Source organism: Brachyspira suanatina (assembly GCF_001049755.1).
In the GTDB taxonomy this organism is placed as follows: Bacteria; Spirochaetota; Brachyspiria; order Brachyspirales; family Brachyspiraceae; genus Brachyspira; species Brachyspira suanatina.
Genome location: NZ_CVLB01000001.1, coordinates 2,220,270 through 2,243,936 on the forward strand (window position 1 = coordinate 2,220,270; position 23,667 = coordinate 2,243,936).

The window sequence follows — 23,667 nt, forward strand, 5'->3', positions numbered from 1 at the left end:
ATATGGCAGCGGCGAGCATAGCAATAATCGGAGTTATTTATGATATCATTTGGAATATTGGAACCATTAAGACTTTTTCTTATTAGTGACTATTTCTGGCCTATTATTTTTGGAGTACCTATAATTTTGCTAGCTGTAATTTTTATGCTTGAGAAGAGAGCAAAAAAATGGTATGCTAAAAATAAAATATTGGTATATGAAAAAAGTTTTTTCATGCTGAAAGATAGAGTAAATAATATATATATTAATTGCTATAAATATAAAGATAATAACTATGATGAATGGTACAGAAAACATCGAGGTAAAGTAAAGTATTTAATTAAAGTAAAATTTGATAATTTCGCACGTGAATATTTTTCTTCTTTTACAGGTCAAATGTTTATAAATAACGAAAATAAATTAATGATTCGTGAAACTAATGAATTAAATAATAATGAAATTAATGTTTACCGTGATTATGATTTGGGTTATTTTGAAAAACTAAAGGAAAAGCAATTTAAATTCTATATTCCTTATGAAACATACTGGAAAGAACCGCATAAATTTTCTAATTGGAGTTCAAAAGAAAAGAATAGAGAAATTTTATTAAAGATAAAATTCAAAAGAGAATTCGATTATGAAATAACATCAGAAATTGAATATACTATGGATATTGAAGGCGGAAAAGTAGAAGGAGTTTTTGAAGTTATTAGAAAGCCTGAAATGGAAATAAGAGAGTTTTATATTCCAGTAGAACAGACTACTTTTACTAATGATAAATATTCAGCTTACCTTGGTATGGATGAAGTTAGAAAAATGCTTACTAATTATTTATTTAATTTCAATTATCCTTTTATTAGAGGAAAAGAAAAAATAAATTCGGCCATCAGCGGAGCTTACAATTTTGATGAAAATTTTAAAGAAGCAAAGGGAAGAGAACTTGAAAAAGAATTAAAAAATAAAGAGCTTATTATAGAAAAATTCCATCATTATGATCAAAACAAAGCCTATTATGCAGATAAAATTGGTATTATATATTATAAGAAACTTAAAGACTTTAGATGCTTTGATATATTATACTATGATAATGAATTAATATGTATATATAAAAGAACTGTAAAAGCAGATGAAAGAAGAGATGAAGCTGCAGTAAAGAACCATTCTTTTATATTTGAATTAAACGGAGAAAAAAGTATAAGTTCTTATTTAAGAGATTTAGTTACTGATAGTAAAGAATTATTATCTAAATATGTAGTTCCTGACTATTTTTATGACAATATATATAGTTTAATATTTTTTTTAACAGATACGGGAATTGTAGTAATGCCTGAATATACTAATCTAATTCTTAATGATGAGGACTATGACTTGGAAAATACAAATGAAAAAATTGCAAGTAGAATATTTATTTCTTCAGCTGATTTAAAAAATTATTTAAATAGAAGTCATTCTTTATTTAATTTTTTTGATAGGCAATAATTGTTTTTATAATTAATTTTTATATAATATGGAGTGTATACTGTAGAACATAAAATTTGAATATATAGCTAAACAACTATATTTGGTCAAAAATTGTTTTATTATTTGTGGGGACTAGCCCCAACACCCCCAGTTCTTTTACCGACGCTCTGCGTGCCGTAGGCAAGGTACCTTTCGGTATTGGTATAAAAGAACCAAAAGAACTGCATTTTAGTATAAATTTAGGATATATCCTATATTTAATAAGTATTTTTAAAATATAAAGTTCTAGTAATTGCGTTTTTTGCTACTTTTTTGTGCGTCAAAAAAGTAGATAAAATTTACATAAAGTACATCAGTTTACAAAGTTAAAAATTTTCAGTATTATAAATAAAAAATTAGTGATTTTATTTATTAGTTTATATTGCGTACTAAGTAGGCACACTTCGTGTGGGTGAACATAACAATAATAGGAGAACGTGAAAACAATGAAAAATTTAATAACTAAATTTATGGATAAGGATATAATAATTTTGTTAGCAGTAGTAATTTTAGTAGCCGCTGTCATAATAATTATTAATATACCTAAAAATAAGGCTAAGAAAAACCCTGTAAGATTCTATAAAAATAATTTTTTCATGCTTAAAGACAAAGTTAACAATATATATGTTTATGCTTATGAACACAAAAAAAATGATAGTCATAATGATTTATACTTTGATAGAGATAATGTATTTCCATATCTAGGAAGAGTATATATAAATAATGATAATGGCTTTATTATAAATGATGTTTACTTTTCATCTGAAAGAATAGGAGTTGATAATTATTATAATAAAGATAATCCAATTTTAATTAATAAACACTCATCAGAGGGTAGTAGATCTTCTAGATATGATGCTGAAACTTTTGCTGAAATAAAATTCAAAACAAAATTAAATGATACATCAAAATCAGAAATTGAGTATGTTATTGAGTTTAAGCCTTATGACAGTATTGTTGACTATGTTGGCGATAATATTAAAAAAACTTTAAGAGAGCCTGTAAAAATAGAAGGAACTTTTGAAATTATAAGAGAAGATGAAGCAGAAATAATAAGACTGCATAATACAGACATATTGGGTTTGTATAATGATAAAAGTATTTTATTCAGTTCTGAGAGAATATTCTCTCTCAATGTATTTAATTTTGATTATCTTTTTATAAATGGAAAAGAAAAAATAAATTCATATATTAATGGAGTTAGAGAGTTTTCAGAGGAGTTTTTGAAAGATAAAATAAATGAAAATAAGGATATAGTAGAATTGTATCTAAAAGAATCTAAAAAAAGACATTGGAAATCATTAATGGATGAGAGTATATTAAATTATATTGACAATTATGCTGATTATTATAATGAACTTAAAGAGTTTAAAAGTTTTAATATATTATACTATGATGATAAAACAATATCTTTATATAAAAGAGTTTCAAAGCTGGAAGATTTGCAGCTTGCTGAAATAGATAATATGTTTATGACATTTGAGTTGAGCAGTCAAAAATTAATAAGCCCTTATCTTAAAGATTTAGTAAATGATGCTGAAAAATTACTAAAAGAATACAATGCTCCTAGTGATTTTTATTCTAATATAGATAATTTAATTTTTGGTGTAACAGATTCATTTATTATAATAATGAAAGAAAAAGGATACGGAAAAATATTTATTGATAATAAGAATGTGAAAGAGTATATAAATAAAGAGCATTATTTGGCTTATTTGTTTAATTAATTTTTATATAAAAATTTTAGTTTTTCAAATTTTACTATTTGCATTGACTATTAAATTATAAATGAAAAATAATTTTTGGAGTTAAATAAATATTATGAAAGAATTATTATATAGTATTCTCTATAACGAATATTTTGTTTTGATTATTTCTATTATTATTGTAGTTATTATTTTTAAATTATTAATGAAAAATAAATACCGTCCTTATTTTGAAATAAAGGATATAACTTTTACTATACTTAAAGATAATATTAATAATATATACATTTATTGCAATAAATTTGAAAATATAGATGATGGTATTCATTATTTGTATAGAGGAAAAATTTTTATAAATAATGATGATTTATTTGGTATTTATGAAATTAGAGGAAACAGCAGTAAAATAGAAGTTTTTGATTATTATACTGAAGAAGAATTTATAAGATCTAAAATAAAAAATATTGCTGAAATCAATTTCAAAAATAATAATATTTCAAAATATGTTATGGAGCTTAATTTCAAAAAAATAGAAGGAGTTTTTGAATTAATAAATGAACCTAAAATAAATATAAAAAAATTTAATATATACAAATTTGGATATTTAAAAAACTATGGAGAATTAAGCGTAATTCTTAGTTATTTATTCAATTTTTATTATGCATTTATAGACAATAAAGAAAAAATAAATTTTGATATTAATGGCGAATCTAGTTTTTCAAAAGATTTTCAGTATAAAAAAGAAAATGAACTTTCAGATGAAATTAATTCATTTTTGAAAAAAATTCCTGTTTATGAATTAAGAAAATATTTTATTAAAATTAAAGATTTATATGCTTTTAATATATTATACTTTGATGAAAAAACTATTTGTATGTACAAAAGACTTATAAAAACAGAAAATAGTAAAGAAATTATAATAAATAATGTTTTTCTAATTTATGATTTGAATAATCAAAAATTAGTTACTCCATATTTGAAAGACTTAGTAAATGATGCTGAAAAATTATTAAAAGAATACAATGCTACTAGTGATTTTTATTCTAATATAGATAATTTAATTTTTGGTATAACAGATTCATTTATTATAATAATGAAAGAAAAAGGATATGAAAAAATATTTATTGATTTTAATAATATAAAAGAGTATATAAATAAGGATAATTATTTGGCTTATTTATTTAATTGATTTTTAGTTTATAATAAATCAATTATGAGTAATAAATTAAAAATTATAATAAATATATTTGCTGTTATTATCATTGTTGCATCTGTCAATATTATTATTTCTTCTTTTTCAATGATGATATTTTATAATAAAAGTAATTTATTTTATATCATTGATATAATTGCTTTACTTTTTATAATAAACTCTGTAGTACTGCTTTATAAAAAGAATTATAAAGCATTTATTATAGGCTTTGTTTTGATATTATCATTTAGTTTTGTATTTACTGCTTGCAATTATGTTATATATGCATGGAAATCAGAAAAAGCTAAAATTGTAAAAAAAGATAAGGAAGTACATAATTCTTTGGATAGAGCATTAGCCAAAGAACGTTTTTTTAAAGCTGCTGAAAAAGGAGATATTGAAAGAATAAAGAAACTAATGGATTATGTTGATATTAATACTAAAGATGCTTATGGAATTAATGCCTTGATGCATGCCTTAATTTTTAATAATTTGGAATCTGTAGAATTCTTATTAGAAAATGGTGCCGATGTAAATTCAATCGATTATGAATATCAAACGCCTTTAATGTATGCAGTACAGAAAAATAATGCAGAAATTGTAAAGCTTTTAATTTATAAAGGTGCTGACATTAACTTTAAAGATGCTAGAAATAGAACTGCTTTAGATATAGCAAAATCAAAAGGTTATGATGATATAGCTGAGATTTTAGAGAATGCTAAAAAATATATAAAAAAGTGATATTATAAAAAATGTCATTATATAAATTCTTATTTAAGATTTTTATATAGATTTTATTTTTATAAATTAGAATATAGAAGAAGTATTTATTAAATAGAAAATTAAAAATAAAAATATCTCAGCTAATTAGTTATTATCAGCTGAGATATAATATTTTCAATAGTTCAATTTATTATTCAGTTACAACAGAGATAGTTTTCTTTCCGAATTTATTAGTATGGAACTTCACATAACCAGAAGCAGTAGCAAATATAGTATGATCGCGACCTATATCAACATTTCTTCCAGCATGGAATTGAGTACCGCGTTGTCTAACTATAATATTGCCAGATATAACTTTCTGACCGCCGTAAACTTTAACACCTAAACGTTTAGATTGACTATCGCGTCCGTTTTTAGAACTTCCGCCACCTTTCTTATGTGCCATTTTTATACTCCTCTTTATATTTTATAAAATCAGGATACTCTTTAATTAAAGATTTTATACCTATCAAATATCCATTACTAACTATTTTATATTCTATTTTTTTATCATTTTCAAGTTTATAAAAATTAACAACTTCTAAACTCAAAAATCCATCATTTATTTTGTACTTTAAAAATCTATTTCCTACTATAGATAATAAAGCCTTATACATAGCCTGTGTCAATGCACTCAAAGCTATACAAACTTCATAACCTTCACCAGATCTTTTAATGCCAGCATGTCCTTCAACTGTTATGCTTTGTATAATCGATTCTATATCATATACTACATTAACAAATGAAGACATTAAACAGCTATATCTTCAATAGTTATTTTATGGTATTTATGTCTATGTCCTGTTTTTCTTCTATAGTCTTTTCTTCTTTTATGTTTACCGATAACTACTTTATCACCTTTCATCATTTCTACTATTTTAGAACTTACTTTAACGCCATCAACATAAGGTGTACCTACTAAAACACTTTCATCATCTTTTTTAAGAAGAAGAGTTTTAATTTCAGGAGCTTCTTTAGCATCATCGCCTAGATATTCTACTAAAATATCCTGACCTTTTTCCACCTTGTATTGCTTACCTTTTACTTCTACGATTGCATACATTATTGCTTATCTCCAATTTATATATATTTTTATTTTATACAATACTATGAGTACATTATAATACTATATTAAAGTAATTTTGTCAAGCATAAAAATAAAAAACTATCATTAACTAAAAAATAAATTACTGCTTTAAATAAATAGATTTTTTTATAAAAATATTGTAATATATAGATCAATGAGTAAAAAAATTTTAGAAAAGATTAAAGAACTGCATAATCAAAGCAAGCATCAAAAAATAATAGAGCTTATATATTCTATAGATGAAGAAGAAAGAGATTATGAAATAATTTTATTCTTCGCTAGAGCTTTAAATAATGTGCAGAATTATGATGAAGCATTAGATAATCTTATGTATATAAGAGAAGAAGGATTATTTGATCCTTTATGGTATTACAGAACAGGATATGCTTATTATCATAAAAATGAAAAAAATACCGCTAAACAATATTTTAGTAAGGCTATAGAATTATTTGAAAATTATGACAAAAAAAATATAGAAAATTTTGAAGAAATATCAAATAATATAAAAAATTTATATTCATTATGCTTTGAAAATGAAGATAAAGAACTTAGTTTTGTAAAAAGAGTAAAATTATTTTGGAAATGGTTTGAAGATAATGAAAAAGAAATAGATGATATAATCAAATATAAAAATAAAGATATAATTCATTTTCTCTCTCATGGCGTAAAAATAATATCTGATAATTTAGCTTTCAATATAGGAAGGAATTATAATTTTACTTTCAATATAGATGGTAAAAATTATTTGTTTTATCTTACACCAAGAATAATATCTGATATGCCTGAAAAATTAAAGGAAAAATGGACTTTTATGCCTTATATTCCTAGTTCTAATGGCGTAAACTTCACTATTGAAATACATAATAAAAGAATAGAAGCTCAAGATGTATTTGTGAAAATAGAATTTGATGATGAAAACGATAAATTTGATTTAGTATTTTATAATAAAGATTTAAATGATTTAGATAAAGAAGAAGCTTATAATATATTTTTTTTAATAATGGAAAATTCTATAGGAGAAGGTTTATCAAGAGTATATATAAGATATGCTGATATAAGCAATAGAAAATTAAATAATATGCTGCTGCTTATAGAATTAGAAAAATATATTAAAAAAACATTAACTTTCCATAAAAAAAAGATTATAACAAACCCCATAGATCAATACTTAGCATATACTTCTGAACCTAAACAATCCAATACATTAAGATATGATATAATAGCAGGAACTACATCATATTATGAAACAGTTAATGATTATTACAATGAAAATACAGATGATATAATAGAAATATCTAAATGCGGAGCAAGAGCAATATTTTTATATTATACTTATGATTATAAAAATGATGATGAATCAAGAAAAGCAATATTAAATGAAAGATACGAAATACAGGAAAGATTAGAAAAAGAAGTGCTCGCTAGCGGAAATAAAGAAGCTGATATAGGAATAGTACTAGGAGGAGCTATGGGAGTATACAATATTTATATAGATTTGATTGTTTATGATGAAAATGAGTTCATAAAAAGAGCTAAATTACTTCTAGCCGAGTATGAAAGAAATTTCTATATATCTAAATTAAGAAAAAATTCAGATATAATAAGCATATTCGATTTATAAAATAATTATTTAGATACTGAAGTAGTAATCATTCTTTCATCAAATTTCTTTTTTATTCTATCAAACTTTTCTCTTGATCTCATTACAGCCGAACCCATTTTACTAATAGCTCTTTGATTTGCGGCGTATAATGTTAATGATTTTCTTGCATAAGAAGTCATCTCATTTTTCTTATCAGGATATAAATTTATTAACTTTATTATAGTATTATAATAACCTTCATTTGCTGCTATCATTCTATAATGCTTCATTTCAAGATCATTAATCTTATTTTCTCCTTCTTCCATATTAACTAATGAAGCAAAATTTTCATTATTATTTACATCTGATATATTTTCCATAGCTACCATTAAATTTTCTATAGTATTTATATAATCTTCTCTTGAAGCTTCCTCTCCCCTATTCAAAAATACTATAGGATCACTGTCAGCACTTTGATTTACAACTTTAGATCCGTCATCTATTGTATTAATATAAGCTTTTTTCGGATTTAATACTTCCTTATCATTATCTGTAATAACATCAACAACACCATCATCTAGAACAACTATAGTAGAACCGTCTTCTGCAAAAGCAACATCAAAACTTGTACCCCTCACAATAGAACTAGTAGTTGCAGTGTGTATTTCAACTAAAGCTCCAGCATCTTTATTTATATTAACTTTAATGTAACCTTCTAATAAAGATAAAGAAACTCTATTATTATCATCTTTTGAAATAGGCTTATTAACAAGAACTATAGTATTTTGAGGAACTATAATAGATCCTATTTTATCTCCTCTTCTGCTTAAAGTAAGATCAACACGAGTATTACTTGATGTTCTTAATCTATATTCACTATGTACTTCACTTCCTCTGAAAGCCCTAAGTGATTTATTTATATCAGTTCTTTCTATGAAAGCTAAACCAGATATTCCTGTCACTTTAAAAGAGATATCCTGTGATAATAAAATATTGCTAAATAATAAAGCAAATAATATTGCTGATAAAAATATTCTATTAAGCATAAATATACTCCTTAGTTTTAATGCATAAAACTACCAAGTAATATAAGTGTATAATTTAGTATAAAAAAAGTCAATAGTAATAAAATTCAAATTTACATATTTATATTTATATTGGGCAATGTAGGATAAGCAAATAACATATTTAAATTGAAATCTTGAACATTTAAATCTACTTCATTTTTTGTATCAAAACATATACTTATTATATATGAATCATCCAAAATAAAAGAAGCAAAAAATAAATTATCAGCATTTCTTACCTCTCTCTCAATAAGATCAACTTCTACAGAATTTTTTATATCAAAAATAGTTTTACCAAGCATTTTTATATATGCCTCTTTGATAGTCCATATAGTAAAAAAATCTATTTCTAGTTTATGAGTATTTTTAAGATATTCAATCTCACTTTTATAAAAATATTCTTTAGCAATAGCAAAATAATCTCTTTCCCTTATCTTCTCAGCATCTATTCCAACATTATATTCATTGCTCATAACAACAGCAAACAATTCTGAAGTATGAGTACCATTAAAATATAAACTATTTTCATTTTTGAAGTAAGGTTTTTTATTTTCTTCTCTTTCTATGATTAAATTATTTTTATTATAATGATTTTCAGACATAGAAAGAATCAAATTCTCTAAATTTTTTCTTGCATCTGCCCTATTCTCATTATCATTGAAACTATACTCTAAATAAGTCATCACAATATTACCCTATATTTAATAACAAATTATATTTTTATGAATACAGTATATATAAACAATTTTATTTTGTCAAAAATTATATTACATAATATAATAATATATTATAAATTAGACGCTAATAAAAATACTTATTAAATTATTTTAGCAATAGCTATATTATCAAAATTGTTTTATAAAAAATTATTAAACTTATATTTTATTCTGTTTTTTTTTCAAAATATCCTGATTATCTTTACGATATTTTTCATCTATATTTTTATATGGATTAAATGAATAATCAGAGTATAAATTTATAGTTTTATATATTTCTTTAGATATAGGTAATTGTAAATAAACAGGCATATCTTTAACTATATCTTTTTCAAATTCTGTATTCCTATCAATATATTGAACATTATTACAATCAACTAGAATTCTAAATTCATTTTCAAATTGAAAAGCATCACTTTTATAAAAGAAATCTTTAATATCATCATTAACATTTGTAATATTTTTATTAGGATCATATTCAATATCACCTATATAATAAACAGCATTATTAACAAATCTTTCTAATATACTTTTAATCAATATTCGTTTATTAAAAGTAATTCTAACTTTTATAATATCATCATTTTCTGTATATCCATATATTTTCCACATAGCATAAACATTATTAGTATTTACTGTTTTACTGAAACATGATATATAAATTTTGCTATTTATATCATATAATTTTTCATTATGATCTTCATATGTATATGGATGAGAAAAAGTCATAACCCCATTTTCCATATCTTTTAAAAGATATTTAAAATATAATATTTTAGATACTTCTTCTTCATCATATGGTATTAATTCATTAACTATATCATCTATATTATTAGTATTTAATATATTATATCCGGATGATAAATAATATACCTCATATATATCATTATTTTTTATAATTTTTACAGGTTTTATTATACTAAATAATATTGACTCTAATTTTTCTCTTATTTCTATATTAAGTATATTTATTTCATTATATATTCTTTTGTATAATTCTCTTTCAATATTTAATTTAGCTAATATAAATATTATTTTATTCAATAATCCTATAATTAAATTTTCATTTGGTATAATTCCTTCTTCTATATATTTAGGAGATATCTTATTATGACATTTTATTAATTTATCTACAAATAAATTAAAATTAAATTTATTTTTATCTATATTAGAGAATAGATTTTCAAAAATATATCTTTCTGCTATCATATCATCATGATAGTTTTCTATATTATTAGAAATATATTCAGTAAAATAATTCCATAATGTAATATCGTTTATGATAAAACTCTGTAAATATAAAAAATTAGTATAAAACATATACTCATTAAAATTAAAATCAATATTATTTTTTAGTTCATTATTTATATTCGAGATGATATCTTTTAAGGATTTTAATTCTTCTTCATCTGTTATATCTTTATCTTTATACTTACATATATTGCCTATATAATTTTTTATAGTTGCTGATATATGAGGAGAAATATTTTTAACTATTTGTATTTCTTTTTTGTATATTTTTAGTCTAATTTTATATAAAAAATCACATATAAATTCATTTTTATATAATTCATCATTTTGTAATAATTCTAATTGCAAATTATTTATATATTTAAAATGATAATAATTAATATATTCAAATGAATTTATCATTTTCAATATTTCTAATTTTAAATTATTTTTATTTATAAAATCACTAATAACATCAGATACTATTGATTCTTCTTTTTTATATAATGATAATCTATAAAATTCTAATATTAATTCCGATATACTATCTTTAAATTCTATTTTTTCATTTTCTTCTAAACTATCATATATTTTTATTATACTTAATATATGATAATACCCTTTAAACTCATCAATTAAATTAGATCTATCTATATTTTCTATAAGTTTTTTGATAATATTTATTTTACAATCTTCATTTTTATTAAAAAAATTCTCAAAATTAATTTCATTAAAAAAACTTTCAGTCCAAATACCATTATAGTCTAAATAAAAATAATTTTTGTATAATTTCACATCCCTATTATAATAATAGTATGGTATTTTTACCAAGTTATATATTAATTCCTCAGTATATTCAAAATCTATTCCTTCAAATATATTCTCTAGTCTATAATATATAAAATATAAAAAATACTTATCTGAACATTTTACAATATTTATTAAATCAGATATGTTATTTTGATAATTATTATAATTAAAATATTCTTTTATTTTTACTTTTTCTTCATCTGTAAATTCTACTTTATTATTTCTTGGATATGAATTTAAATACAAAATATAATTATATAAATGTATTGCCCAATGTTTATCCCAATAATCATTTATATAATCTATAATATCTGTCATTCTTAAACCAGAATTAAAGTCTTTACTTGTTGTTAAAAAATAATATTTTATAAATGGATTAACTATTATATAATCATCTTTTAAATATTCTTCTTTTCTTTTATATTTATCAGAAATAGTATTGTACATATCAAGTGTAGTAAAATCTGCATCATTTCCTAATTTATTAATAATTTTATTAACATCTTCAACTAATTTATCTTTATCAAAAAATAGATGTATACATTCTGTTTGATATTCAAAAGCTTCTTTTTCTTCTTTTTCCAATTTTTCTCTGAATTGACGATCTAATATTTTCTCTTTTTTTACATTTTCTGGAATTAATTCAAATAATGGAGATCCTTCATCTATTATATTATAATAGAAAAAAATCTTCATATTTTCAGAAAAATCATTGAACTCTTCTTTTGTTGGATTTAACGATGATAATATATTTTCATATCTTTTAGGAAATATAAATCCATGCTTTTTTATTTCATAATTTTTACAATAATCTAAAAATGATTTTTTTACTATATCTATATAACTGCTTAAATCTATATCATTTATTATTATCTTTTCATCTTTGAAATATAAAGCTAAATATCTAATTATTATATAAAATTGAAAACCTGAAAAAATTTTATTTATATCAATATTTCTTTTACTTAAACAATATATAATAATATCCAAATCATCAGCATAGTCATAATTAGATATAGTTTGAAATATTTTATTTAATTTTTCTTCATCGCTTGGAAAAAATGTTTTTATTATATCAATAATATATTTTTCATTATCACATAATACATCAACAATTGATTTTACCAACCTAATTACTATATTCTTATAAGGTGATTTTTTAATCAATTCTTCATTTGAAAATATTTTTATAGATGTTTTTACTAAATTATTATATATTTGCTCATCTTTAATTATTTCTTTATTATTATTAGAATCTAATATAATAGATATTATAGTTTGTAATATACTAAACTGTCCATACACATTAAATAAATATATAGTATCTATAATTTTTTGTATATCATCTAAATCAATTAGTTTATTGTTAAAGAATTTTATTGCAAATATAGATACTACAGATTGAATATAATAAAATGCATTTGAAAGATTTATTTTATTTATATTTTCCTTTATAAGATATAAATATTCATCGAATAAAATAGTATCATAAATACTCTCATCTAATTTCCCATTATCCGACAAAAATAATATAGTGTCTAAATGTATAAATATATTTCTTACTGTATTGAAATTAATTTTATTTACTTTATCCTTAATTGTATTTATGCAGAAATTTTCTATTGATTTAAATATTTTTATATCTTTTAAAGTTACTCCATAAAATATATACAATGATCTTAAAGGACTCTCATTATCTAAATAATTATTAAATATATAAGTAAATAATTCTTTTTTTTCTTCATCCTTTTGTATTGCTAAATTGCATTGATCACTATTAGAGATAATATCTTTATATAAAAGTATAATATTCTTATCAAACTGATCTATGTAATTTTTTACGCTCATTTCCATATATTCACCTTAAAATTATTTTGTTTTTTTATTTTAATTTAGAATATATATAATAAAACCACATATAGTTCTGATTTAACAATAAAAAAACTATATAAACTTACCTATTAATGTATGGCTTTTTATCTCTGTAACTTCAGCATTGAAAATATCGCCCATATTAAGTTCTTTTTCTTTTTTCACTAAAATTATTCTGTTTTCCTTGCTTCTGCATAGATAATGCATATTATCTTTGGCTATATCATCTACCATTACAGAAGTTTTTTTTCCTACCTGCTTTGATAATAATTTCTGGGCCAATTCTCTTTGATAATTTACAAGATTAGTAAGTCTTCTTGCTCCTGCCGATTTATCATACTGTACATTTTTCTTAAATGCTATAGAGCCTTCTCTCTCTGAATATTTATACAGGTAAGCCTCTTCAAAACCAATATTCTCAAGTAAATTTAATGTTTCTTGATACTCATCTTCTGTTTCATCAGCATAACCTACTATTATATCAGTAGAAATAGGAAAATCATCAGCATAATCTCTTAAATATGATACTTTTTTTACATATTCTTCTTTAGTGTATTTTCTATTCATTAAATTTAATATTCTATCCGAACCGCTTTGAAAAGGTAAATGTATATGCTTACATAAACTATTCAAATTCCATATAGCATCAGCCAAATCTTTATCAAAATCTTTAGGGTGAGAAGTTAAAAACCTTATCCAAACCTTATCTTTAGACTTTTCATCAATAACTTTGTCTAATTTGTATAATAATTCTGTAAAGTTAATCTCATTATCAATATCAAGCCCATAGGAATTAACATTCTGCCCAAGTAAAGTTATCTCTTTAGCTCCGTCATCTATTAATCTTTTAAGTTCTTCTATTATTTCGCCTGATTTTCTACTTACCATCTTTCCTCTGGTATGAGGCACTATACAGTAAGTACACCAATTATTACAGCCATGTGATATTGGTATAAATGCTTTATGAGGCTTATCTTCATCTACATAAGATTTATTAAATATATAATTATCATTAAATTTTCTTACAAAAACTTCCTCATCCTTCAAATAATCTATAATATTAACTTCATTATATACATCAAATATCTTATCAACACCAAGTTTCTCAAGATGTTCTTTGGAAGTTTGAGCCATACAGCCCATAATTATTATTTTTGTGTCTTTTTTATTCTTTTTTCTATTTGCATTGAATAATTTAACTCTTGAAAACACTCTCTCTTCGGCATGAGCTCTTACACTGCATGTATTTATTATGATATTATCAGCATTTTCATGATTTTCTGTTTGTATAAAGCCTTCCTGCATAAGCGAATTTATTAAACTATTAGAATCCGCCTTATTCATTTGGCATCCGTAATTTTCTAGGTAAAAATTCTTCATGTTCTAATCTTTATTATTATTTTTTTATGAATTTGGATTTTATGTCTTCAACTATTATTTCCGGCACTAATCCGTCTATAGGTCCATTAAATTTAAGTATTTCCTTTATTAAAGAAGAACTTACATAAGCATAATGTTCTGATGTATGTAAAAATATAGTATCCATCTCTGGATATAATAATTTATTCATTCTAGACATTCTTAATTCATAGTATAAATCTTCACTGTCTCTGATACCTCTGGCCAATACCTTTATATCGTTCTGCTTCATATACTCTGTTACAAGTCCGGATATAGATACAATTTCTATAGTATCATTATCCCCTATTACTTTTTTAATCATATTCTTTCTTTCTTCTATACTAAAAGTAGGAGATTTATCCAAATTAACAGCTACAGATATATAAACCTTATTGAAAATATCAGCAAGTCTGTAAAGAACATCGAGATGTCCTAATGTAAAAGGGTCAAAAGTACCCGGAAATATTACTTTTCCATTTTTCATAATGATAAAGTATATACAAAATTGATATAATATCAATATAAAAAATAACATTTATTTCAATACTTCAACAATTTATACATAAATATAGTATTTTTATGTTTTATAATAAAAAATAGAAAAAAAATAAATATTTTTTATATTATATGTTATAATTTAAAGAATAAATATTCATTAGGAGTTATTTATGGCTCATGTTAATAAAACTGAAATAAGAGTGATATATGCAGATACTGATCAAATGGGAGTTGTTTATCATTCAAACTATTTAAGATATTTTGAGATAGGAAGGACAGAGCTTTTAAGAGAATTAGGCATTTCATATAAAGATATGGAAGAAAAATATGATATAATGCTTCCTGTGAAAGAGGCTTTTGTAGATTATAAAATTTCTATAAAATATGATGATGTTATAGTAGTTTATACTAGTGTTGAAAAGTTGAAAAATGTATCATTAAAACTAAAATATGAAATAAGAAGCAAAGAAGATGAACAAATATTATACTCTACAGGTTATACACTTCACCCTTTCGTAAATAAAAAAGGACAAATAGTAAAACCTGATGAATATCTGTACAATATAATGGCTAAAGGTAAATAATATATGAGCTGGCTGAATGTTATATTAACTGTTTTGTCATCTGCTAATATGGTTGGTGATTTGGTAAAAACAACAACTATGGAAAGCAGAACAAAGAAACTGTATAGTAAATTAGATGAAAAAGAAAAAGAAATAATAGAAAAAGTGGAATCTAAAACAAAAAAAGAATTTCAATATATATATTCAGAGATAAATTCTTTAAAAATAGTAGTAAGATTCTTATTTTTCATTTCTTTAATATTATTAATTTTATTTATCATTTCATTGATATTTATAATTTTTGTTTTAAAATATAAAAATGTAATTTAATTTTGAGGGTTTTATATGGCTACTACTGCGGTAAAAAAAAATAAAAAAGCTTTAACTTGCTCAGTAATTACAAGAAGCGGTCCTATATTAAGATCTATAAAGATAGATCATGTAGAAATACCTTCGCATGATGGTTATGTTTCAATACATTTGGATCATTGCCCATATATAGTAAGAATAGGTTATGGTGAACTCAAGATATATAATGAAGATAATAAACTTATAAACATGTATGTGGAAGATGGTATAGCTGAAGTTACCAATAATGTTATAGGTATATTAGTAGAAACTGCTTTATATCCTAAAGATATTGATGCTGCTATGTTAAAAGATGAAATAAACAAATTATCTACTCAAATGGTTATTAATGCTGAAGAAGCAAGAAGAAATCATGAAAAAATAGCCAAACTTAATAAACAAATAGAAATTTCTTCTAAATAATATGCTATTGTAATTTTAGTATTATCCGATAATTTAGTTGACATATTTTTATAGCTTAACTATAATTAATATGTTAACTAAAAATTTATATTAGATGATTGAAATATGCCTAAAATAGAAGATTTAGAAAGACTAGGAAGTATTGCTTTTTTAATAGGAAACAAAGCATTACCAAAAGAAATATCACAAAACGACTATGATCGTTTTAAGTCAGTTTTTACAGATGAACATATGGCTAGTTCTATGCCAGCAGAAGATAATGGTTTACCTTCTATTGATGATTTAGATAGTTTGGATGGTTTAGATTTTCAAGATGATTCAGACAATAATGCATCTGATGATATTGATAATTTACAACTTCCTGAAGATTTTGACAATCCATTATCTGATGATCTCGATGATTTAGGACTTCCTGAAGATTTGGATAATGATAAAGTATCTGCTGATGTAGATGATTTAGGACTTCCTGAAGATTTAGATAATGATAAAGTATCTGCTGATGTAGATGATTTAGGACTTCCTGAAGATTTGGATAATGATAAAGTATCTGCTGATGTAGATGATTTAGGACTTCCTGAAGATTTGGATAATGATAAAGTATCTGCTGATATAGATAATTTAGAGCTACCTGAAGATTTGGATAATGATAAAGTGTCTGCTGATATAGATAATTTAGATCTTCCTGAAGATTTAGATAATGATAAAGTATCCGCTGATATAGATAATTTAGAGCTACCTGAAGATTTAGATAATGATAAAGTATCTGCTGATATAGATAATTTAGAACTACCTGAAGATTTAGATAATGATAAGGTATCCGCTGATATAGATAATTTAGATCTACCTGAAGATTTAGATAATGATAAAGTGTCTGCTGATATAGATAATTTAGATCTACCTGAAGACTTAGAAGATAATGATAAAGTATCGGCTGATATAGATAATTTAGAACTACCTGAAGATTTAGATAATGATAAGGTATCCGCTGATATAGATAATTTAGAKCTACCTGAAGACTTAGAAGATAATGATAAAGTATCCGCTGATATAGATAATTTAGAACTACCTGAAGATTTAGATAATGATAAGGTATCCGCTGATATAGATAATTTAGAACTACCTGAAGATTTAGATAATGATAAAGTATCTGCTGATATAGATAATTTAGATCTACCTGAAGACTTAGAAGATAATGATAAAGTATCTGCTGATATAGATAATTTAGATCTACCTGAAGACTTAGAAGATAATGATAAAGTATCTGCTGATATAGATAATTTAGATCTACCTGAAGACTTAGAAGATAATGATAAAGTATCGGCTGATATAGATAATTTAGATCTACCTGAAGATTTAGATGATGATTTAGGATTACCTGAAGATTTAGATGATGATTTAGGATTACCTGAAGATTTAGATGATGATAAAGTATCCGCTAATATTAATGGTTTACAACTTCCTGAAGATAAAGAATTGGAAGATAAGATAGCGATGGATATTAATGACGATAATTCTTACAAAAATGATATTCATTCAGAAAAATTACCAGTATTAGATGAATTACCTTTACCTGATACTTTACCTGGTATAGATAAATATGAGGATATAAATAAATATGATGAAGATTTACCGAATATAGAAGAATCTAATATTGATGATGACAAAAAATCTAATATAAATGATTTAGATCTTGATGATATATCTGATAGTTTAAATGATATATTAGAAAATGAAGACTCAAATTTAGATGATTTAGAAGATATACTAGATGAAGATAATGATATAGATTCTGATAATTCTAATGAAAAAGATGAAGTTAAAGAAGAAGATACTAAAGAAGAACCTCATGACAATGTAGATTTGTATAATTTATCTTCAGATAATATTATTGACGAAGATAAAGAGGAAGAAGAGCCTAAAGATGAAGTTAAAGAAGAAGAGCCTCATGATGATATAGATTTAGACGATTTATCTTTAGACAGCATTATGGATAAAAAGGAAGAAGAGCCTAAAAATGAAGTTAAAGAAGAAGAACCTCATGATGATATAGATTTAGACGATTTATCTTTAGACAGCATTATGGATAAAGAGGAAGAAGAGCCTAAAAATGAAGTTAAAGAAGAAGAACCTCATGATGATATAGATTTAGACGATTTATCTTTAGACAGCATTATGGATAAAGAGGAAGAAGAGCCTAAAAATGAAGTTAAAGAAGAAGAGCCTCATGATGATATAGATTTAGACGATTTATCTTTAGACAGCATTATGGATAAAGAGGAAGAAGAGCCTAAAAATGAAGTTAAAGAAGAGCCTCATGACGATATAGACTTAAACGATTTATCTTTAGACGATGCTATAGAAGAATATGAAGAATCGCCTAAGAATGAAGTTAAAGAAGATCATTATGATGATATGAATTTAGATGATATATATGATACTGATAATGCTATAGAAGAAAACAAAAATGTATCTAGTAATATAGTTGAAGGCGGCAGTACTCTTCCTCCTCCTGAAATGGCTAATAATTTATCTGCTTCTAAATATGATGATGTAGATAAAGATGTAGATCATGATAAAGTTATTAATACAATAAAATATCTACCTTCTCTTACACAGTATCATGTTTTGGATGCAATACTTAATGAAAAATTAGACCGAATTTCTATGGAAGCATTACTTAATGCATTAGAAAGAGGAGAATCTAATGAAAACATTACAGAATTATTAAATAAAGAATTAGGTTTAAGTATTAAAGATGAAGGAAATAAAAACATATTAGAACTTATACCTATACCTAATTCATTAAAAGATTATGCTAAAATAATAAGAGTTGCTGCTGTATTTTTGGTATTATTTGTAGCTATAGTTCTTTTATCTTTCCAATTCATTTATAAACCTGTAATGGCAAATAAATATTATAATCAAGGTTTATTAAGTATATCAAACGGCGCTTATGATGATGCTGAAAGAAACTTTGCTGAAGGTGAAAGATTAAAACCAAAACAGATAAAATGGTATAATAAATATGCTAGAGCTTATATAGACAGAGAAACTTTCAATTATGCTTTAAAGAAAATACAAGGCGCTTTGGATATGAAGCCTAGAGATTTCGAAACTAGAATAACTTTCGGATATTATTATAGAAAGAAAGGAGAGAAAGAATTATCATTAGAAGATTACACGTTAGGCGAAGAATTATATAATGATATGTTAGTTTATACTGAAAAGAAAAAAGAAAAAGAAACTATATATGATGAACGCGGTCTTCTTATGATAAGTAGAGCTAAAACTTTATTAGAGCCTAATTATTATGATATAGCTTATAATAACTATAGGGATATGATTAATTTCTTCGGAGATGGAGTTGTTCCTAGAAAGAGAGCTATGCTTATAAAAATTTATCAAGATGATTATGAGCAGGTAAAAGCACTTCAAAATCATATAAACTTACTTAAAAATGGTTATATAGATGATGAAGTTTATCCTAAATTAGCAAAATATTTGCTTGATAAAGATGATTTTTATGGTTCAAGAATATTGTTTGAGAATCTTATAACTGCATATCCTAATAATTTAGAATCTATAGTAGGTTATGCTGATTATGAAGCAAGATTAAAACATTATGATAGAGCTATGGAAATACTTACTACAGCAGCATTGCCTTTATATGAATCTAATCCTTTCTATAGAGGAAAAGAATTTGTATATAATATGTTAGGTCAGATATATTATAATTTAGGCGAGTATGGAAATGCTGTAAAAAACTTTAATGAAGCTTTGGCTATAAATTCAGTATATCCTGATGCCAATTATAATTTAGCTAATGTTTATTTTTATAGAGAAAAAGATTATGAAAAAGCAAAACAGTATTATCAAACTGCTTATGATAATTTAGCACCTAATCTTAGAAGCGATAAACTTCTATATAATCTATCTTGGATATATTATTCAGATGGAGAATATGACAGAGCATTTGAAGGATTTAATGCATTATTCCAAAAGAATCCTAGCAACAGTGTTGTTTCTTATGCTTTAGGTAATTCGCTTTTACATTTAGATAAAGCTAATTTGGCTAATGGTTTTTACAGAAATGCTTTGAGTCAAATATTATCTAAAAGAGATAGATTGGGAAGAATGGAAATGCGTACAGAAGGTGATTTTATACTTTTAAGTTATTTAGCTAGCCTTTATAACAATATAGGTGTTTCATATGCTTATAACTCTACTGTTACAAATACTATTGTTAATGAGCAGGAAGCATTTAAATATTTCGTATTGGCAAGTGAATATTTTGATCAAATTAGAACTTCAAATATAGACTTGGAAAGAATTGAAAAAAGAACAATACTTGTTGACAATCAAAATATAGGGGCTGCTACTTATAACATAATGTCTGTACAGGGAAAAAGAAATTTAAAACAAGCTACTGTTATAGATGATTATATACCTAAAGATATGTACTATGTTAAATAAATAAATATAATAAAAAAAGCAGAGATTTAATTCTCTGCTTTTTATTTTTAAATAAAAAACATTAAATATTTACTGTAAATTTCTTAGATGAACTTTTCCATTTATATCTATAGTTTTATTTCCTTTTTTATACATTATAAATAAATAATTAAATCCTCTTAAATAAAAATTATTTTCAGCCGCTGCTATATGGTAATTACCTTTATTAAGAGTTTTATTATGACGAACAACAGATACAATATCAATAGGCATAAAATATTTACTCATAATCTCAAAAAGCTTAAATCCAATAGGCATAAAAGGAAATCCCTTTTCATAAGAATCAGAAACATATAAAGCCATATACCTATCTTTTTTCATTATTCTAAATATTTCATTAATAACTTTTTCCATAGCCTCATAATATTCATTCTCTCTAGCTGTTAATTTTCCAATACAATTTTTCTCATCAGAATAATTTATATGGGTGCTATAAGGAGGATCTATAAAAACAAAATCCACTTTTTCATCTTCTATAGGTATTTTTCTAGCATCTGCTTTAAAAATATCTTTTCTTTGTAATGCTTTAGGGTTTATATCATATCCCAAAGCACGTCTTCCAAGCTCTCTTGCCACATCAATAGTAGTACCACTTCCCGCCATAGGATCAACTACTAAATCTTTTTCTTTTGTATATCTATTTAGAAGATTCCAAATTATATATGAAGGTGTTGCTCCTATATAATGTTTATGCTTCTCTTCTTCACTTTTTAAATACTGCTGGGAAGGATAATCCCATAAAGTTGTAGTTTGCAATTCTAATTTTTTTTTCATGTCTTTATTCGCTTTATAAAATTTGTATAAATAATATACTATAACTATTTATTAGCAAGTATTGAATAAAAAATTTGCTTGTTAAAAATAAATACTTTGATATTATATAATAGTAAATACCATTATAGGTTATTATAAATGAAAAAAAGAATTAAAGCCATAATATGTTCTGCTATCTCTCTGATATTTGGAGGAATAGGGATACAAAAGTTTTATTTAGGTCAGACTAAAAGAGGTATATTGTATGTTCTATTTTTTTGGACTGGCATACCCTATTTACTTTGTATTGTGGATTTAATAAGATTTATATTTATGACTGAAAAAGAGTTTAATATTACATATAATAAAGACTACCTAGAAAATATAAGTCATGAAAATGATTATAAACATTATAAGAGTAAATTTGATGATGCTATAGATGCTGAATATAGTTATGTTGATGAAAATGAATATAACAAAAATGAAAAAGAAAATTATAATAATCAAGAAAATATAGAAGAAAATATTACTATTGATAAAGCATTAGAATATTATAAATTAATTGATGAAACACTTATTTATATAAAAGATTATAATTTTTTAGAAAAAGTAAAAAAAATGAATCATTTGTTCAAAATCATTATCGATAAATCAAGCAGCTATAAAAGAAGTAAAATAGCTATAAAAGAGCTAGATAAAATGCTGGAATATAATATACCTACAGCATTAAAGCTTATTAATTCATATATAGATTTATCCTCATCAAATACATCAGATTTAAACAATATTAAAACAGATATAATAGAATCTATAGAATCTGTAACAATATATTTAAATAATATATTAGAAAATATACAAAAAAATGATATTATGGATATAGCAAGCGATATAGATGTACTTAAAGCAGGATTAAAAAAAGACGGTTATGTTTAAAAAAAAGGAGATATTAAAGTGGATAGTGATGGCGTATATAAAAGAGTAAATATAAATAAAGTTATTAAAAATATTCAGAAAAATAATAATGATATAACCGAAAGCAAAGCACAGGAAATAGCATATATTATGATAAAAGAACTTAATAAAAAAGTTTCTGCTATGGTTAATGACTTTGAAAATGGAGAAGGAGATTTTATGGCATGCTATTTTGATGCCATAGATAAAAAATAATAATTTCAACGAATTTTAGAATCAAAAAAATATATAGAAAGCGGTACAAGGCTTTATTTTTATTGCAAACCAAAATACAAGCAGGACATAAACTATTTGAGAGATAGTTATTCACACTTGTACCGCATTTCGAGCTTATTAAAATTAAAGAACAATTGCTGTTATTTTTCTTCTGAGCATACAGCTCTTTAGAAGATAGTATTATACCTCTATCAACTTTCATATTTTATGTCCTTATAATGCTTACAAAAGTTTCTCAGGCTTTTGTTTTTGATGCATTTCTTAATTTGGTTTGCATTTACTAATATACACAAAAATATTTTAAAGTCAACAAAAAAACATTTTTTTAAAAATTTAAAACACTGCCGTAAGCAGTGTTTTTTTAGTCAAGTATATATAAATGTATACCTAGATAAAAAAGTCCCTAAAAATAAGGCTCTACGCTTTAAATAAAGGCATTGTAATAAATACTTCAAACATCAATTTGCATTATATTATC

20 protein-coding genes are annotated in these 23,667 nt (G+C 23.8%); 11 read left to right on the plus strand and 9 right to left on the minus strand.

All coding sequences use genetic code 11. The annotated features are described in order from the left end of the window. Positions 1-39 precede the first annotated feature (39 nt). From BRSU_RS09550 to BRSU_RS09565, 4 genes are all read left to right on the plus strand, one after another. Positions 40-1,458, plus strand: coding sequence for a hypothetical protein (locus tag BRSU_RS09550; RefSeq protein WP_048595090.1), 1,419 nt, complete (start codon positions 40-42; stop codon positions 1,456-1,458). 467 nt (positions 1,459-1,925) lie between these two features. Continuing rightward, positions 1,926-3,206 carry a hypothetical protein gene (locus BRSU_RS09555; RefSeq protein WP_048595091.1) on the plus strand — a complete coding sequence of 427 codons (1,281 nt, stop codon included), beginning with the start codon at positions 1,926-1,928 and terminating at the stop codon, positions 3,204-3,206. Between the two features lie 94 nt (positions 3,207-3,300). Next, positions 3,301-4,374 (plus strand): hypothetical protein, encoded by a 1,074-nt coding sequence (locus tag BRSU_RS09560; protein ID WP_048595092.1) that lies wholly within the window; start codon positions 3,301-3,303, stop codon positions 4,372-4,374. 24 nt (positions 4,375-4,398) lie between these two features. Then, a complete protein-coding gene (locus tag BRSU_RS09565; protein WP_048595093.1) occupies positions 4,399-5,118 on the plus strand; it encodes an ankyrin repeat domain-containing protein in 720 nt (239 codons plus the stop codon). A gap of 172 nt (positions 5,119-5,290) precedes the next feature. Here the strand turns inward: BRSU_RS09565 and rpmA are convergent, their stop codons facing one another. From rpmA to rplU, 3 genes are read right to left on the minus strand one after another with little or no spacing between them, the layout of a single operon-like run. Then, positions 5,291-5,545 carry a 50S ribosomal protein L27 gene (gene rpmA, locus BRSU_RS09570; RefSeq protein WP_012670728.1) on the minus strand — a complete coding sequence of 85 codons (255 nt, stop codon included), beginning with the start codon at positions 5,543-5,545 and terminating at the stop codon, positions 5,291-5,293. Then, positions 5,535-5,891, minus strand: coding sequence for a ribosomal-processing cysteine protease Prp (locus tag BRSU_RS09575; RefSeq protein WP_048595094.1), 357 nt, complete (start codon positions 5,889-5,891; stop codon positions 5,535-5,537). The genes rpmA and BRSU_RS09575 overlap by 11 nt, the downstream gene beginning before the upstream one ends. Beyond that, entirely contained in the window at positions 5,891-6,202 is a 312-nt protein-coding gene (gene rplU / locus BRSU_RS09580) for a 50S ribosomal protein L21 (RefSeq protein WP_008722750.1), read from the minus strand. The genes BRSU_RS09575 and rplU overlap by 1 nt, the downstream gene beginning before the upstream one ends. 178 nt (positions 6,203-6,380) lie before the next feature. Here rplU and BRSU_RS09585 point away from each other — a divergent pair, with 178 nt between their 5' ends. Next, positions 6,381-7,847 carry a tetratricopeptide repeat protein gene (locus BRSU_RS09585; RefSeq protein WP_048595095.1) on the plus strand — a complete coding sequence of 489 codons (1,467 nt, stop codon included), beginning with the start codon at positions 6,381-6,383 and terminating at the stop codon, positions 7,845-7,847. A 5-nt stretch (positions 7,848-7,852) separates the two neighbouring features. Here BRSU_RS09585 and BRSU_RS09590 read toward each other — a convergent pair whose 3' ends face one another. The 5 genes from BRSU_RS09590 to coaD all read right to left on the minus strand — a co-directional run bounded on the left by BRSU_RS09590 (position 7,853) and on the right by coaD (position 15,388). Further along, on the minus strand, positions 7,853-8,854 hold the full coding sequence (locus tag BRSU_RS09590; protein WP_048595096.1) for a FecR domain-containing protein: 1,002 nt from the start codon (positions 8,852-8,854) through the stop codon (positions 7,853-7,855). A 92-nt stretch (positions 8,855-8,946) separates the two neighbouring features. After that, positions 8,947-9,558 (minus strand): 4'-phosphopantetheinyl transferase family protein, encoded by a 612-nt coding sequence (locus BRSU_RS09595; protein ID WP_048595097.1) that lies wholly within the window; start codon positions 9,556-9,558, stop codon positions 8,947-8,949. Positions 9,559-9,750: 192 nt separating this feature from the next. Further along, complete coding sequence (locus BRSU_RS09600; protein WP_048595098.1) at positions 9,751-13,485, minus strand: hypothetical protein; 3,735 nt, start codon at positions 13,483-13,485, stop codon at positions 9,751-9,753. 90 nt (positions 13,486-13,575) lie between these two features. Beyond that, positions 13,576-14,883, minus strand: coding sequence for a tRNA (N6-isopentenyl adenosine(37)-C2)-methylthiotransferase MiaB (miaB, locus tag BRSU_RS09605; RefSeq protein WP_048595099.1), 1,308 nt, complete (start codon positions 14,881-14,883; stop codon positions 13,576-13,578). Between the two features lie 16 nt (positions 14,884-14,899). Further along, positions 14,900-15,388: a pantetheine-phosphate adenylyltransferase gene (gene coaD, locus BRSU_RS09610; protein WP_048595100.1), complete on the minus strand. Its 489-nt coding sequence runs from the start codon at positions 15,386-15,388 to the stop codon at positions 14,900-14,902. A 184-nt stretch (positions 15,389-15,572) separates the two neighbouring features. On the opposite strand from coaD, the gene BRSU_RS09615 reads away from it, so the two are divergent. From BRSU_RS09615 to flcA, 4 genes are all read left to right on the plus strand, one after another. Further along, positions 15,573-15,986, plus strand: a complete 414-nt coding sequence (locus BRSU_RS09615) for an acyl-CoA thioesterase (protein ID WP_048595101.1) — start codon at positions 15,573-15,575, stop codon at positions 15,984-15,986. A 3-nt stretch (positions 15,987-15,989) separates the two neighbouring features. Continuing rightward, positions 15,990-16,295: a hypothetical protein gene (locus BRSU_RS09620; RefSeq protein WP_014487115.1), complete on the plus strand. Its 306-nt coding sequence runs from the start codon at positions 15,990-15,992 to the stop codon at positions 16,293-16,295. Between the two features lie 15 nt (positions 16,296-16,310). After that, positions 16,311-16,736: a F0F1 ATP synthase subunit delta/epsilon gene (locus BRSU_RS09625; protein ID WP_048595102.1), complete on the plus strand. Its 426-nt coding sequence runs from the start codon at positions 16,311-16,313 to the stop codon at positions 16,734-16,736. 105 nt (positions 16,737-16,841) lie between these two features. Further along, on the plus strand, positions 16,842-21,209 hold the full coding sequence (gene flcA, locus BRSU_RS09630; RefSeq protein ID WP_048595103.1) for a periplasmic flagellar collar protein FlcA: 4,368 nt from the start codon (positions 16,842-16,844) through the stop codon (positions 21,207-21,209). A 69-nt stretch (positions 21,210-21,278) separates the two neighbouring features. On the opposite strand, the gene BRSU_RS09635 is transcribed toward flcA, so the two are convergent. After that, positions 21,279-22,022 (minus strand): DNA methyltransferase, encoded by a 744-nt coding sequence (locus BRSU_RS09635; protein ID WP_048595104.1) that lies wholly within the window; start codon positions 22,020-22,022, stop codon positions 21,279-21,281. A gap of 138 nt (positions 22,023-22,160) precedes the next feature. On the opposite strand from BRSU_RS09635, the gene BRSU_RS09640 reads away from it, so the two are divergent. Further along, a complete protein-coding gene (locus BRSU_RS09640) occupies positions 22,161-22,934 on the plus strand; it encodes a TM2 domain-containing protein (RefSeq protein ID WP_048595105.1) in 774 nt (257 codons plus the stop codon). 18 nt (positions 22,935-22,952) lie between these two features. Further along, positions 22,953-23,168 (plus strand): hypothetical protein, encoded by a 216-nt coding sequence (locus BRSU_RS09645; RefSeq protein WP_048595106.1) that lies wholly within the window; start codon positions 22,953-22,955, stop codon positions 23,166-23,168. Positions 23,169-23,667 lie beyond the last annotated feature (499 nt).